The organism is Streptomyces antimicrobicus, assembly GCF_020532625.1.
Lineage (GTDB): Bacteria > Actinomycetota > Actinomycetes > Streptomycetales > Streptomycetaceae > Streptomyces > Streptomyces antimicrobicus.
In genome coordinates, this window is the sequence record NZ_JAJAUY010000152.1 from 1 (window position 1) to 14,197 (window position 14,197).

The window sequence follows — 14,197 nt, forward strand, 5'->3', positions numbered from 1 at the left end:
ACCCGCGGGCCGCGCCCGGACCTGACGGTCCTGCCGCCGACGGCCCGCGGGGACGGCCGACCGGGTGACCCCCGGCGGCCGTCCGGGTGACACCGGTGCCCCCCTGGCGCCGCGTCAGACGTCCCGGCCGAGCTCGCACAGCAGCCGGCGGGCGCAGTCCCGCAGCCACGCGTGCGCCGGGTCGGCGTCGTGCCGGGGGTGCCAGGCCATGCCGAAGGGCAGCGTGGGCAGGTCCAGCGGGACCGTGAAGCAGACCAGGCCCAGCGCGTCCGCCAGGGGCACGGCCTGCCGGAGGAGCAGTCCCACCAGGTCGCTGTCGCGCAGCACGAACAGCGAGGCGGGGTGCGAACCCACCGCCCCGACCACCCGCCGGCTCAGCCCGAGCCGGGCCAGCGCCTCGTCGACCGGGCCCTCCAGCCGGCCCCGCCGGGACGCGACCAGGTGCTCCTGGGCGGCGAAGCGCTCCGCCGTGACCGGTTCCCGCAGGAGCGGATGCCCCGCCCGTACGACGCCCAGCATGGGCTCGTCCAGCAGGTGCTCGGTGCGGATCTCGGGCGCCCGGGTGTCCACCACGCCCAGTTCGAGGTCGGCCACCCCCTCCCGCAGGGTCGGCAGGTCCACATGGCTCTCCGAGAGGAACCGCAGCCGCACCCCCGGCGCCTCCCGCGACACGCGGCCGAACAGCGCCGATCCCAGCGCGGCGGAGACCGCGTCGTTGGCCAGGACCGTGAACGTCCGCGTCAGGGTCCGCAGATCCACCTCACCCCCCGACAGGAACACCGCCCGGGCCCGTTCCACGACCTCGCGGACCTCCGCGCGCAGCGCCAGCGCGTGCGGGGTGGGCACCATGGCGCGGCCCGCCCGCACGAGCACCGGGTCGCCCAGTGCCTTGCGGATCCGGCCGAGGGTGCGGCTCATGGCCGGTTCGGACAGGTGCAGCCGGGCGGCCGCGCCGGACACGCTCGACTCCTCCAGCAGCACGTCGAGGGCGACCAGCAGGTTCAGGTCGAGCTTCGATTGCGTCACGTGCATCTATACCTTGCAGAACTTGCACTGGAAAGCAGGACGGCCCCCACCCTACGGTGGGGGACACGACGACGGCCCCGCCCGGCCCGCACCGCGACCGCGGCACGGCCCGGCCCCCGCGTCCCTCTGCCGCGCCGCCGAGCGGCGCATCCCGCCCACCCGCTCCGAGGAGGAGCCGTGCCCACCCCTGCCCCGACGCGTCCGGACGCCCCCCAGGCGCCCGCCGCCCCGGCCACCGGCCTCACCCGGCCCGCCCTGCTCGTCCTGTGCGCCTGCGTCCTGGTCGCCCAGGGCATGGTCGCCGCCGTCAACCTGCTCATCCCGCAACTCGCGGCGTCCAGCCTGCACCCGACGGCCGGTCAGCTGCTGTGGGCGGTCGACGCCTACGTCATCGTCTTCGCCGCCCTGCTGATCCCCGCCGGTGCGCTGGGCGACCGGTACGGCCGCAAGGGCGCCCTGCTCACCGGACTCGCCCTGTTCGCCGCCGGCGCCGCCCTGAGCGCCCTCGCCGGCTCACCGGCGGTCCTGATCGCCGGCCGCGGTGTCTGCGGTGCGGGCGCGGCGCTGATCATGCCGGCCACCATGTCGATCCTGGTCCACCTCAGCGCCCCCGAGCGCCGCGCCCAGGCCCTGGCCACCTGGACGCTCGCCGCGGGACTCGGCGGCCTCGCCGGCAACGTGGGCGGCGGACTGGCCGCCGAACTCGCCGACTGGCGCGCCCTGTTCTGGGCCGTCGTGCCCCTCGCCGGACTGCTCGCCCTCGCCGCGGTCCCGCTCGTGCCGCGGATCCCGCGCCGCCGGGAGGCCGCGATCGACCCGCTCGGCGCGGCCCTGCTCACCGGCGCCCTGCTCGGCATCGTGCGCGGCATCATCGAAGGCCCGTCGTACGGCTGGACCTCCGCGCAGGTCCTGGCCAGTTTCGCGGTGGGCGCGGCGCTGCTGGCCGTGTTCGTGCTGCGCGCGCTGCGCGTGACGCGGCCGCTGTTCGACCCGCGCGTGTTCGTCTCACGCCGGCTGCGCGCCGGGACGCTGGGCATCGGCGCCGCGTTCTTCGGCCTGTTCTCCCTGTTCTTCGTCAACGCCCAGTACCTGCAGTACGTCAAGGGATTCTCGCCGGCGCGGACCGGCTTCGCGATCGTCCCGCTGACCGTGGGCATGGCCCTGGTCCCGCGGCTCGGCGCCCGGCTGCAGGACCGGTTCGGGCCCCGGCTGCCGGTCACCGCGGGGCTGGCCGTGATCGCCGCCGGGCTGTTCCTGGTCTCCACGGCCGACGCCGGCACGCCGTACCCGCTGTACGCCGTCCACCTGCTGGTGCTCTCGGTCGGCACCGGCCTGTGCGCGCCCTCGCTGACCCTGAGCGTGGTCGCCGAACTCCCGCCGCGCCAGGCGGGGCTGGGCTCCGGCCTGAACACCGCGGCCCGGGAGGTCGGCGCCGCCCTCGGGGTGGCGGTGGTGGGCACGATCCTGGCCTCGCACTTCCACGGCACGCTCCAGGACCCCGCCCACACCGCCGCCTTCACCACCGCCATGTCCACGGCCCTGCGCGCCGCGTCCCTGACCGTCCTGGCCGCCACGGTCGTGGTCGCGGTCCTCCACCGTCCCGGCCGCCGCGAAAGAACGGACACCCCGGCGGCGGCCTGACGGACGGACCGGCCTCAGGACAGGGGCGCCTTGCTCCGCAGCACCGCGAGGAACTCCCGCATCCACGCCGGGTGGTCCGGCCAGGCCCGGGCCGAGACCAGGGTGCCGTCGACCACCGCCTCGCAGTCCTCGTACGCCGCGCCGGCCGCCTTCATGTCCACGGCGAGGGCCGGGTACGCCGTGACCCGGCGGTCCGTCAGGCCGCCGGCCGCGGCGGTGATCAGCGGGCCGTGGCAGATCTGCGCGACCGGCTTGTCGGCCTCGGTGAAGGCGGCCAGGATCCGCCGCACCTCAGGGTCGTTGCGGAGGTACTCCGGGGCCCGGCCGCCCGGCAGCACCAGGGCGGCGTACCGACCGGGGTCCACGTCGGCGAAGGCCACGTCGGCCGGCCAGGTGTACCCGGGCTTCTCGGTGTAGGTGTCGAAGCCGTCCTCGAAGTCGTGCACCACGAACCGCAGTTTCTTGACCGACGGGGCCGCGACGTGGACCGCGTACCCCTCCTCGCGCAGGCGCTGGTAGGGGTAGAGGACCTCCAGCGACTCCGCCGCGTCGCCGGTCACGATCAGGATCCGCACTGCCATCGGCTGCTCCCTGCAGGGTCGTCCGCTGTGTGGGGCGGCGCCCCGCCGCGGCGGGGGCCGACGGCCACCGTGCCCGGGCCGCGGGCCGCTGCCAAGAGGGCCTGCCTGCAGGGTGCACGGACCGAACATCCGTGCTTCCGACACATTCCCTTCATCTGTACGGCACATGACAATGTGAGCCTCGCTCTGCCACTGACATCCCGCCACATCCCCGGGCGGGAGCGGTGCGGGCATCAGAGGTGAACCCCCACATGGCCAGACTCTCGCGCTCCGCCCCCTGGGCGGCCGGGCTCACGGCGGCCACCGCCGCCGCCCTGCTCCTCGTCCCCGCGCAGGCCTCCGCGGGCCGGCCGGCGGCCGCCGCACCGGCGACCACGGCGCAGGCGGCCGCCGCACCGGCGCCCGCCGCCCGGGCCGGCACCGTCGCCGACTACTACGCCCCCGCCCAGGGCAAGACCGGCCCCGCGCTCAAGGCCGCGCTGCACGACATCGTCAAGAACCAGTCGAGGATCACCTACGACCAGGTCTGGAACGCCCTCAAGGTCACCGACCAGGACCCGAACAACCCCGCCAACGTAGTCCTGGTCTACTCGGGCCGCTCCCAGTCCAAGTCCACCAACGGCGGCGGCGCCGACGACTGGAACCGCGAGCACGTCTGGGCCAAGAGCCACGGCGACTTCGGCACCGCCACCGGCCCGGGCACGGACCTGCACCACCTGCGCCCCGAGGACGTCACCGTCAACAGCACCCGCGGCAACAAGGACTTCGACCGCGGCGGCAGCCCCGTCGCCGAGGCACCGGGCAGCTTCACCGACGCCGACTCCTTCGAGCCCCGCGACGCGGTCAAGGGCGACGTCGCCCGGATGCTCCTGTACATGGCCGTCCGCTACGACGGCGGCGACGGCTTCGCCGACCTGGAGATGAACGACCGGGTGAACAACGGCTCGGCGCCCGCCTTCGGCCGGATCAGCGTCCTGAAGGAGTGGCACCGGATCGACCCGCCCGACGCCTTCGAGCAGCGCCGCAACCAGGTCATCCACGACCTCTACCAGCACAACCGGAACCCGTTCATCGACCACCCCGAGTGGGTCGACCAGATCTGGTAGCCGCCCACTGCCGCAGCAGCCGCTTGTCGGGCTTGCCCCGGGAGGTCAGCGGCAGCGCGTCCTCCCAGAACACGGTCGTCGGCCGGTGGAAGGACGCCAGCGTCCTGGTCACCCGGTCGCAGGCCTCCGCGGCCGGCCGGTCCCCGGGCAGGTACCCGGGGGCCGGCACCAGGAAGGCGCAGACCTCCTCACCGGTCAGATCGCTGTGCCGGCCGACCACGGCCGCCTGCGCCACCGCCGGGTGCCCCGACAGCGCCGCCTCCACCGGCAGGCAGTGGACGTTGTCCCCGTCCACCATCACCACGTCCTTCACCCGGTCCACCAGGTACAGGTACCCCGCCGCGTCGACCCGGCCGAGGTCACCGGTGCGCAGCCAGCCGTCGCGCAGCACGTCGGCCGTCAGGGCGGGCTGGTTCCAGTAGCCCGACATCATCGCCGCCGACCTGGTCCACACCTCCCCGGTGGATCCGGGCGGCAGCACCCGCATCCCGTCGGCGTCCCTGACCTGGACCTCCACCCCGGCCGCCGGCCGGCCCACCGACGCCAGCAGCTCCGGCCGGTCGGCGAGCGCGACCTCGTGGTCGGCGGGGGAGAGCCGGGAGATCACCGAGGCCTCCGTCATCCCGTAGCCCTGCCGCCACGTGACGCCCCAGCGGGTGACCGCCTCGCGCAGCCGACCGGGGTCCACCGGCGAGGCGCCGTACGAGACCGCCCGCAGCCCGGGGATCCCGTCGGTCGTCGCCGGGTGGTCCAGCAGCCGGTACACCATCGACGGCATCAGGTACGTCGAGACGGGCGCGAGGCGGCGGCAGGCGGCGGCGAACTCCGGCGGGTCGAACCGTTCGAGGACCTCGACCCGGCCGCCGGCCCGCAGGTGTTCCAGGCAGCGCCCGCCGGCCCGGTCCGCGAGCGAGGTGACCGAGAGGTAGACGGAGCCCGCCGCCTCCGGGCGGTCCACCGACCGGGCGGCCAGCGCCGCGTAGGTCGAGGCCACCCCCTTGGGAAGCCCGGTCGTCCCGCTGGTGTACAGCACCCGGGCGATGTCGTCCTCCCGCGCCCGGACCGGCACCGGCACCGGATCCCGGGCCGCGGCCCGCGCCACCAGCTCGGCCAGGCTCAGCCGGGGCGCACCGGTGTCGGGCACCGGCATGTCGTGGACGACCAGGCCGGGGCGGCAGTCCTGGAGCAGGAACTCCAGCCCGTACGCCGACGGGCCGCCCACCACCTGGGTCAGCCGCGCGCCCAGCACGTGGGCGGCGATCCGCACGAGCAGCACCTCGGGCCGGTTCCCGGCCACCACGCAGGCCAGGCCCGAGCCGCGGCCCACACCGGCCTCCGCCAGCGCACCGGCCAGCCGGTGGACGTCGTCGAGCACCTCGGAGAAGGTCAGCACCGGCGGCCCGGCGCCGATCGCGGGCTTCGCGCCGTACCGCTCGAACGCCCCGACCAGTTCTGTGACATACCGCGCGGCCATGCCACGCCCACCGCCTCTCCGTACCCTCGCCGCGACCGTACACCGCGCGGCGACCGGGCCGGGCATCATGGCGGGACGACGGCCGAATCCCGTGCCCGCTGCGGCCCGGCGGCGCCCCGCCCCGCTCGGGGCGCCCGTCAGGCGATGATCGCGTCGAAGAACAGCACGGCCGCCGCGAAGGCGCCCCCTCCGGCGAGGAGGCCGGTGGCGAGGACGGCGCCCCCGAGCACGGTCAGCGCCGTCGCGGCGACGGCGGCGAGCACCCCGAGCAGCAGGACGACGGCCGAGCGCTGACTGAGGAGGGACGGAGACGGGGAGGGGGACGGCTGGGGCTGGGACTCGGACTGGGGCTGCGGCTGCGGCACGGTCGGCTCCTGGAGGTCGGGGCGAGCAGGGTAGGCGGCGGGGCCGCGTCCCGGTGTGTCGTTGGTGTAGGCCGCCGCCCGCGCCGGCCCCCCGCCCGGCCCGCCGTGAGCTGGATCACATGCGGTCACCCGCTCCGGAAGCGGGGGACGTTCGGCCGGCCCCGCCTATGAGGAAGGTCGTGAGGCGATACGCAGGAACCGCCCAGACCGCCGTGACGCAAGGGAGCGGATGTGCCGACTGAGCTCGAAGGCGAGGGCATCGCCGTCCGTCCCCCGCTGCACAGGACCCAGCTGGCCGACCCGGCCGCTCCGCACCTCGCCGCCGCCGTCGGGGCCGGCGAGGACGCCGAGGACGCCGAGCGCCGGGCGGCGCGCCTGCTGGCCGACGCCCGGATCGTCGAGGTGCTGCGCGCCGACGGCTTCGCCGGCCCGCGCTACGACCGCTTCGTCGAACGCCTGACCGGCTACGGCTGGGCCACCATGGTCAAGTGGTGCGCCAGCGGCGAGATCTTCCGCCGGGCGTTAGCCGCGGGCCGCCCGGTGCCCCGGCACATGATCGTGGCCGACTGGTCCCAGGACGACCGCCTGGAGGTCTCCACGGACAGCGTCATCGACGGACTGCTGGTCTTCCGGAGATACGGACTGGTCGAGGGCCGGTGGGACCCGGCGGGAGGGGCGAACCTGACGACGTACTACATGGGCGCCGTCATCCGGGCGTTCACCCCGGTCTACCGGACCTGGTACGAGGACCGCCGGACCGGCCAGGCCGAACTGTGCCGGCCGGGCCGCGAGGAGGACGGGGACGGCGACCCGATGGCCGCCATCCCCGACCAGCGCGCACCGGACCCGTACCAGTGCGCGGCCGTGCACGACGAGATCCGGCGCCTGCTGCCCCGGCTGACGGACCCCCAGGTCCGCGAGGGCCTCGGCTGGTACGCCGTCGGATGCACCCAGGCGCAAGCCGCGCAACGCGTGGGGCTGACCCGCAAGGCGCTGGAGCGCCGCACCCACCGGCTACGCACCAGACTGAACGACGACGGTGGGCGGCAGCAGGAGCCCGGGGAGGGAGCAACACGATGAGCCCGCGACGTGAGGAAGCCGTGGACCCCCTCGTCCCGCCCGCCACGGCGGCACCGGCCGGGGCCGCCGACGAGGACCTCGACTTCGAGGCGCTGCTGGACGCCTCCAGCCTGGGCGCGCCCCAGGTGACGGCGGTGCTCGGGCTCACGCCCGAGCCGGTCCGGCAGCGCATCGCCGAGGCCGCGGCCCGCCCGGATCCGGGGGAGACCGGGCGGGCCGAGGACCGGCCGGTGCCTCCGGCGACCGCCGCACGCCCGGCTTCGGCCGAGGTGGCGCCGCGGCGCGAGGGCGCGGTGGCGCGGTGGCAGCCGGCCCGGGGGCCGGCCGTCCCGCTGCTGTTCGCCCACCGCTCGTTCCTGATCCACCTCGCCGTGCCGGGCACACTGGGGGGGACCCGGTACGACCGTCCGCCGCCGGGGGGACTGCGCAGCTGGCGGGAGCGGGACGGCGAGTACGAGGTGCTCCGGGCGGACGTCCTGGCGTGCCTCTACGAGGACCCCGCGGCGGGCGCCCTGCTGCGGCTGACGGTGCGGCTGACGTACCGTCCGTGCGACCCGTACGCGGTGGAGGCGGTGTTCCGGTGCGGCGTGGACGAAGTGGCGTGGGTGTTCGCGCGGGAGCTGCTGGCGGAGGGGCTGCGGGCGAGAGCCGGGGCGGGGGACGTCTCCGTGTGGAGCGACGACGCCGACGTGCGGCAGGACACCCGGCGGACCTTCATCGAGCTGCGCCCGCCCGAAGGAACGGCCCTGGTCGCGCTGCCCAGCGGTGAGGTGGCGGCGTTCCTGGACGCCTCGGAGCGCATCGTGGCGTCCGGCGCGGAGGAGGAGCACCTCAGGCGCAGGCTGGAGGAGCTGGAGGAGGAGTTCAGCCAGCTCACGGCGTCGCCGGGCAGCAAGGACTGACCTGCGCGCGGCCGTTTCGGACGGGTAGGTTCCGGACAAGTTCGCGCGTCCGGTCCGCCGTGGCGGTCGGCGGGTTGTGGTGGGGGAGGGGCGCGTGGGGCGCCCGGAGGCGGGCGGGGTGAGGGCTCGCCGCAGGGGCGGACGGGCCGAAGGTCCTCGGCGGTGGCCGGATGCCAGCCGTGGGGCAGCTGGCCGATATGTGACCCGTGATATCCGTTTTGACGGTTTCCGTAGCGCGACGGCAATGTCCGTACGCTACGGTAACTTCGCTGTCCGTCACAGCGGTGTCGCGATCGGCGTCCGATCGGCGCACCCGAGGCGACCCCCCTCTGCCATTTCCCGTTCAGGGCCCTGCCCTGCGCGGTTCGCCATGGAGGGCGAACGACATATGAGCAACACCCCCGTCACCAGCCGAATAGAGGCCTTAGGGGCCTACCTCCCGGCCACCCGGCAGACCACCCGTGAACTGTCCGCACGCACCCCCGGTCTCGGCGACGTGGACATCGAGCGCATCACCGGTGTCGCCGAGCGCCGGGTCCACGACCCGCAACCGGGAGCCGGGGAGGACTCGTTCGCCATGGCCCTGGCCGCCGCCCGCGACTGCCTGGCCGTCTCCCGCCACGAGGCCGGCGACCTCGACGTCGTCGTCTCGGCCTCCATCACCCGCTTCACCGACGGCGGCCGCTTCACCTTCGAGCCCTCGTTCGCCGGACAGCTGGCCCGGGCCCTGGGCGCACGCTCCGCCATCCACTTCGACGTCTCCAACGCCTGCGCCGGCATGATGACCGGCGTCCACCTCCTGGACCGGATGATCCGCGCCGGCATCGTCCGTACCGGCATGGTCGTCAGCGGCGAACAGGCCACCGAGGTGGCCGAGACGGCCGCCCGCGAACTGACCGACTCCTACGACCCGCAGTTCGCCTCGCTGTCCGTCGGCGACTCCGCGGCCGCCGTCGTGCTCGACCGGTCCACCGACCCGGCCGACCGCATCCACTACATCGAGCTCATGACCTGCGCGGAGTACGCCCACCTGTGCATGGGCATGCCCAGCGACCGCAGCCAGGGGATCGCGCTCTACACCGACAACAAGAAGATGCACGACCGCGAACGCCTCAAGCTCTGGCCGCGCTTCCACGGCGACCTCCTGGCCAAGAACGGCCGCGACTTCGCCGCCGAGGCCTTCGACTACGTCATCCAGCACCAGGTCGGCACCCGCTTCATCGACTACGCCAACCGCACCGCCGAGGCCGAGTTCGGCACGGCGATGCCCGCCTCCCTCGCCGTGGTGGAACGATTCGGCAATACGGCCACCACCTCGCACTTCCTGACCCTGCGCGAGCACCTCAAGGCCGGCACCGCCCGCCGCGGCGCCAAGTTCCTCCTGGTCCCCGCCGCTTCCGGGGTGGTCACCGGCGCCCTGTCCGCCACCGTCACGAACGTGGGGGTGTGATCCGCATGGGCATCGTCATCACCGCCGCCGGTACCGCCGCGCCCACCGCCTGCGGCGCCCCGGCCTCCACCGTCGACCTCGCGGCCCGCGCCGCCCGCGACTGCCTCGCGCGCGCCCAGCTGTCGCCGTCCGCCGTCGGCATCCTCGTCAACGTCGGCGTCTACCGCGAGTCCAACACCTTCGAGCCGGCCCTCGCCGCCCTCGTCCAGAAGCGCATCGGCATCAACCTGGACTACATCGCCGACCCCGAGCCGGCCGCCGGGTTCTCCTTCGACCTGATGAACGGCGCCTGCGGCGTCCTGAACGCCGTCCAGGCCGGGCAGGCGCTGCTGGAGACCGGCAGCACCGAACGCCTCCTGATCACCGCCGCCGACGTGCACCCCGGCGGCGACGCCCGCCGCGACCCGCACTACCCGTACGCCGACCTGGCCGGTGCGCTCCTGCTGGAACGCAGCCCCGACCCGGACGCCGGCTTCGGACCGGTGCGGCACTACAGCGGCAACGGCCCCAGCGACACCCACGGGTACCTCGACACCGCCACCATGGGCCGCGAGGGCCGCACGACCGTCACCGTCCGGCGCTCGCCCGGCCACGCGGCGCGCCGGGCCGAACTCGCCGCCACCGCCGTCGCGGACTACGCCGCCCGGTACGGGCTGGACCTGGAGCGCACCTGTGTGATCGGCCCGCAGGCCGGGGCCGACGTCGTCACCGGCGCACCGGTCCCCGGTGCGGGCCCCGACAGGGCCGCCGCAGCGGGCACCGACGCGGGCGCCGCAGCGGGCACCGACGCGGGCGCCGCAGCGGCCGCCGACGCGGGGGAGCCGCACACCGCCGCCCCCGTCCTCGGCTACCTGCGCGCCCTGGCCGCCCCGCAGCCCCGCCGGCACGACCAGCTGCTGTTCGTCACCGCCGGCGCGGGCCCCACCGCCGCCTGCGTCAGCTACCGGCCCGAGGCGTGGTGACCCGCATGAACACCACCACGACCACCACGACCGCCACCACCGACGCGGCCACCGGCCCCGCCGCGCTGCCCGCCACCCTCACCGGACTGGCCGACCTCCTCGAACACAACGCCCGCCTCTTCCCGGACAAGCCCGCCGTCGTCCACCCCGACGGCCGGCAGCCCGACGGCATGCCCCGCTACCGCACCGTCACCTACGGGCAGCTGCAGCAGGACGTCGCCGAACTCGCCCGCGGCTTCGCCCACGCCGGCATCACCAAGGGGACGCGGACCGTCCTGACGGCCCCGCCCGGACCGGAGCTGTTCGCCCTGGTCTTCGCGCTCTTCCGGACCGGCGCCGTCCCCGTCGTCGTCGACCCCGGCATGGGCGTGCGGCGCATGCTCCACTGCTTCCGGGCCGTCGGCGCCGAGGCCTTCGTCGGACCACCGCTCGCCCAGCTGGTGCGGGTCCTGGGGCGGCGTACGTTCGCCCAGGTCAAGACCCCCGTCACGCTCGGCCGCCGCCGGCTCGGCCGCGGCCACACCCTGGCCTCGCTGCGCCGCGCGGCCGGTCGCCCGGCGCAGCCCCCCACGGACCCCACCGCGGCCGCGGTGGGCGGGGACGACCTGCTGATGATCGGGTTCACCACCGGCAGCACCGGCCCCGCCAAGGGGGTCGAGTACACCCATCGCATGGCCCTGTCCATCGCCCGGCAGATCGCGGCCGTCCACGGCCGCACCCGCGCCGACGTCTCCCTGGTCACGCTGCCGTTCTACGGCGTCCTCGACCTCCTCTACGGCTCCACGCTCGTCCTCGCCCCGCTGGCCCCGGCCGCCGTGGCGCAGGCCGATCCGGTGCTGCTGGTCGACGCGTTGCGGCGGTTCTCGGTCACCACCGTCTTCGCCTCGCCCGCGCTGCTGCGCAACCTCGCCGACCACCTGAGCGCCACCGGCGCCCGGCTGCCCGACCTGCGCTGCGTGGTTTCCGGCGGCGCCCCGGTGCCCGCGGGGGTCGTCGCCACGCTGCGCGCCGTCCTGCCGGACCCGGCCCGGATCCACGTCACGTACGGAGCCACCGAGGTCCTGCCCATCACCTCCGTCGAGTCCGCCGAACTCCTCGCGGACACCTCGGCGGACAGTGCCCGGGGCGCCGGGACGTGCGTCGGCCGGCCCGTCCCCGGCACCCGGGTCCGCATCCTGCCGGTCACCGACGGACCCCTCGCCCGGATCGCGCCCGGCCCCGGCCTGCCCACCGGTCAGGTGGGGGAGATCGCCGTCTCCGGCGCATCGGTCAGTGCCCGCTACCACCGCTCACCCACCGCCGACGCGCGCCACAAGACGTACGAGGAGCGGCCCGACGGCCCGCCCCGGCTCTGGCACCGCACCGGCGACCTCGGCCACCTCGACGAGGACGGCCGGCTGTGGTTCTGCGGCCGGGTCTCCCAGCGGGTGCGCACCGCCCACCAGGACCTGCACACCGTCCGCTGCGAAGGCGTCTTCAACGCCCACCCGCAGGTCCGGCGCAGCGCCCTGGTCGGTGTCGGCCCGGTCGGCGCGCAGCGCCCGGTGGTCTGCGTCGAGACCGCCGACGGGCCCCTCGACTGGGAGCAACTCGTCGCCGAACTGCGGCAGATGGCGGCCGCCCACGCCCCCACCACCGCCCTGGAGGAGTTCCTGCCCCACCCGGGCTTCCCCGTCGACGTCCGGCACAACGCCAAGATCGGCCGCGAGCAGCTCGCCCGCTGGGCCGAGCGCCGACTCGCCCCGCCCGCACCGCTGCTCTCCCGGGAACGGGCCGCCCGGATCGTCCCCCTCGCGGGCTGGGCGTACCTCGTCGGCGGTGCCGTCTGGGCCGCCACCGTGGGCGTGCCCGACGTCCCGGTGCTGCGCCTGCTGTGGTGGGCCGACGCCGTCCTGAGCACCGCCGGGCACGCCGTCCAGATCCCGGCGGCCCTGCCGCGCGGCGCCGCGGCCGGCCACGGCCGGGCGGCCACCGCCGCACTCACCATGCTCTACGGCGCGACCTGGTGGCGGACCCTGTGAACGTGCTGATCACCGGCGCCACCGGATTCCTCGGCGGCCACCTCGTCGACGGCGCGCTGCGCGAGGGCCACCGCGTCCGCGCCCTGGTCCGTCCCGGCAGCGACACCGCCCGGCTGCGCGCCCTGCCCGGCGTCGAGCTGGTCACCGGCGACCTGGCCGACGCCGGCTCGCTGCACCGCGCCGCCGAGGGCTGCGACACCGTCCTGCACAGTGCCGCCCGGGTCGTCGACCACGGCAGCCGGGCCCAGTTCGAGCAGGCCAACGTGACCGGGACACGGCTGCTGACGACCGCCGCCCGCGCGGCCGGGGCGCACCGCTTCGTGTTCGTGAGCAGCCCGAGCGCCCTGATGGGCGTGACGGACGGGGACCGGCTCGGCATCACCGAGGCCACCCCGTACCCGGTGCGGTTCTTCAACCACTACTGCGCCACCAAGGCCGCCGCCGAACGGGAGGTGCTCGCCGCCGGTACGGCCGGCTTCACCACCGTGGCGCTGCGCCCGCGCGGCATCTGGGGACCGCGCGACCACGGCGGCTTCCTGCCGAAGCTGGTGGCGGCGATGCGCGCCGGCCGGCTCCCGGACCTGTCGGGCGGCAAGCGGGTGCTGGTCTCGCTGTGCCACGTCGACAACGCCGTGGACGCCTGCCTGCGGGCCGCCACGGCGCCCGCCGGGCGCGTGGGCGGGCGGGCCTACTTCGTGGCCGACCGCGAGGTCACCGACCTGTGGGCCTTCCTCGCGCAGATCGCGGACCTGCTGGGCTGCGCCCCGCCCGGCCCGCGGATCCCGCTGCCGGCCGGCCGGGCGCTGGCCGCCGCGGTGGAGACCCTGTGGCGGCTGCGGCCGGGACCGGCTGCGGCCGGACCGCCGCTGAGCCGCTACACGATGGCGCTGCTGACCCGTTCCACGACGTACGACACCACGGCCGCCCGCCGCGACCTGGGCTACGCGGCCCCGCGCAGCCGGGCCGAGGGCCTGCGCGACCTGCCCTCCTGGATGCCCGGGCCGCAGCCGCGCCGCACGGCTCGGCCCGCCGCCCGCACCGCTACCGGCACCGGCGCCGTACGGACCGACCGAGGGGACACCCCGCGATGACACTCCTTCAGCCCCCTGCCGCCGGCCCGTACCGGCGGCCGGTGTCACCCACCGAACGCCTCTACCTCGCCGCCGGGGACCCGCGCGGCGCCATGGCCCTGCGGATCGTCGTCGAGGGCCGCGGACTGCCCGACCGGGCGCTGCTGGAGGCGGCCCTCGCCCGGGCCGCCGGGTCCTGCCCCGGCTCCCGGCTGGTCCGCGACGGCGCCACGTGGGTGGCCGCAGGCCCCCCGCCGCGGGTCCGGCTCGCCCCGGCGGTCACCGCCGGGCCCGCCCGGCGCGGCGAGCGGCCCGGCTGCGAACTGGTCGTGGTCCGGGGAGCCGACCCGGACCGGACGAGCCTCGTCTTCAGCGCCTCGCACGCCGTGATGGACGGGCACGGCGCGCTGACGTGGGTGCGGGAGGTCTTCCGCGCCCTGCGCGGCGAGGACCCCCGCCCGGCGCACGGCCGCCACACCGACCAGGACGTCCTGCGCGCCCACGCCGCCCGCGCCCGCC

12 protein-coding genes and 1 pseudogene are annotated in these 14,197 nt (G+C 75.8%); 9 read left to right on the forward strand and 4 right to left on the reverse strand.

Translation table 11 applies throughout. The features are described from left to right. Window positions 1-114: 114 nt before the first annotated feature. Entirely contained in the window at window positions 115-1,032 is a 918-nt protein-coding gene (locus tag LG632_RS26110) for a LysR family transcriptional regulator (RefSeq protein ID WP_226730003.1), read from the reverse strand. 171 nt (window positions 1,033-1,203) lie between these two features. Between LG632_RS26110 and LG632_RS26115 the strand changes: the two genes are divergently transcribed. Further along, window positions 1,204-2,667 carry an MFS transporter gene (locus tag LG632_RS26115; protein ID WP_226730004.1) on the forward strand — a complete coding sequence of 488 codons (1,464 nt, stop codon included), beginning with the start codon at window positions 1,204-1,206 and terminating at the stop codon, window positions 2,665-2,667. 14 nt (window positions 2,668-2,681) lie between these two features. Here LG632_RS26115 and LG632_RS26120 read toward each other — a convergent pair whose 3' ends face one another. Next, entirely contained in the window at window positions 2,682-3,248 is a 567-nt protein-coding gene (locus LG632_RS26120) for a DJ-1/PfpI family protein (RefSeq protein WP_226730005.1), read from the reverse strand. A gap of 251 nt (window positions 3,249-3,499) precedes the next feature. Here LG632_RS26120 and LG632_RS26125 point away from each other — a divergent pair, with 251 nt between their 5' ends. Next, entirely contained in the window at window positions 3,500-4,354 is an 855-nt protein-coding gene (locus LG632_RS26125) for an endonuclease I family protein (RefSeq protein WP_226730006.1), read from the forward strand. Here LG632_RS26125 and LG632_RS26135 read toward each other — a convergent pair. Together LG632_RS26135 and LG632_RS26140 are read right to left on the reverse strand one after the other, a co-directional pair. Continuing rightward, complete coding sequence (locus tag LG632_RS26135; RefSeq protein WP_264202276.1) at window positions 4,317-5,828, reverse strand: class I adenylate-forming enzyme family protein; 1,512 nt, start codon at window positions 5,826-5,828, stop codon at window positions 4,317-4,319. The two genes, LG632_RS26125 and LG632_RS26135, sit on opposite strands and share 38 nt — an antisense overlap. A gap of 137 nt (window positions 5,829-5,965) precedes the next feature. After that, the gene (locus LG632_RS26140; protein WP_226730007.1) at window positions 5,966-6,193 is read right to left on the reverse strand and encodes a hypothetical protein; all 228 of its coding nucleotides are present in this window, start codon (window positions 6,191-6,193) and stop codon (window positions 5,966-5,968) included. 231 nt (window positions 6,194-6,424) lie between these two features. Here LG632_RS26140 and LG632_RS26145 point away from each other — a divergent pair, with 231 nt between their 5' ends. The 7 genes and pseudogenes from LG632_RS26145 to LG632_RS26175 all read left to right on the forward strand — a co-directional run. Next, window positions 6,425-7,273, forward strand: coding sequence for a hypothetical protein (locus LG632_RS26145; protein ID WP_226730008.1), 849 nt, complete (start codon window positions 6,425-6,427; stop codon window positions 7,271-7,273). Beyond that, window positions 7,270-8,175, forward strand: a complete 906-nt coding sequence (locus tag LG632_RS26150; RefSeq protein ID WP_226730009.1) for an SsgA family sporulation/cell division regulator — start codon at window positions 7,270-7,272, stop codon at window positions 8,173-8,175. Before LG632_RS26145 ends, LG632_RS26150 begins: the two co-directional genes overlap by 4 nt. 388 nt (window positions 8,176-8,563) lie before the next feature. After that, the gene (locus LG632_RS26155) at window positions 8,564-9,625 is read left to right on the forward strand and encodes a 3-oxoacyl-ACP synthase III family protein (protein ID WP_226730010.1); all 1,062 of its coding nucleotides are present in this window, start codon (window positions 8,564-8,566) and stop codon (window positions 9,623-9,625) included. 5 nt (window positions 9,626-9,630) lie between these two features. Further along, on the forward strand, window positions 9,631-10,587 hold the full coding sequence (locus LG632_RS26160; RefSeq protein ID WP_226730011.1) for a beta-ketoacyl-[acyl-carrier-protein] synthase family protein: 957 nt from the start codon (window positions 9,631-9,633) through the stop codon (window positions 10,585-10,587). Window positions 10,588-10,592: 5 nt separating this feature from the next. Continuing rightward, a complete protein-coding gene (locus LG632_RS26165) occupies window positions 10,593-12,608 on the forward strand; it encodes a fatty acid CoA ligase family protein (RefSeq protein WP_226730012.1) in 2,016 nt (671 codons plus the stop codon). Next, window positions 12,593-13,699 carry an NAD-dependent epimerase/dehydratase family protein gene (locus tag LG632_RS26170; RefSeq protein WP_226730013.1) on the forward strand — a complete coding sequence of 369 codons (1,107 nt, stop codon included), beginning with the start codon at window positions 12,593-12,595 and terminating at the stop codon, window positions 13,697-13,699. The genes LG632_RS26165 and LG632_RS26170 overlap by 16 nt, the downstream gene beginning before the upstream one ends. Before the next feature lie 41 nt (window positions 13,700-13,740). Continuing rightward, window positions 13,741-14,197 (forward strand): annotated as a pseudogene (locus LG632_RS26175) (non-ribosomal peptide synthetase); the annotation flags it as partial.

What these genes read in the sequence shown, in the direction of transcription:
- LG632_RS26110 (WP_226730003.1), bottom strand. Translation starts at nt 1,032, where the DNA reads ATGCACGTGACGCAATCGAAGCTCGACCTGAACCTGCTGGTCGCCCTC.
- LG632_RS26120 (WP_226730005.1), bottom strand. Translation starts at nt 3,248, where the DNA reads ATGGCAGTGCGGATCCTGATCGTGACCGGCGACGCGGCGGAGTCGCTG.
- LG632_RS26125 (WP_226730006.1), top strand. Translation starts at nt 3,500, where the DNA reads ATGGCCAGACTCTCGCGCTCCGCCCCCTGGGCGGCCGGGCTCACGGCG.
- LG632_RS26135 (WP_264202276.1), bottom strand. Translation starts at nt 5,828, where the DNA reads ATGGCCGCGCGGTATGTCACAGAACTGGTCGGGGCGTTCGAGCGGTAC.
- LG632_RS26150 (WP_226730009.1), top strand. Translation starts at nt 7,270, where the DNA reads ATGAGCCCGCGACGTGAGGAAGCCGTGGACCCCCTCGTCCCGCCCGCC.
- LG632_RS26155 (WP_226730010.1), top strand. Translation starts at nt 8,564, where the DNA reads ATGAGCAACACCCCCGTCACCAGCCGAATAGAGGCCTTAGGGGCCTAC.
- LG632_RS26160 (WP_226730011.1), top strand. Translation starts at nt 9,631, where the DNA reads ATGGGCATCGTCATCACCGCCGCCGGTACCGCCGCGCCCACCGCCTGC.
- LG632_RS26165 (WP_226730012.1), top strand. Translation starts at nt 10,593, where the DNA reads ATGAACACCACCACGACCACCACGACCGCCACCACCGACGCGGCCACC.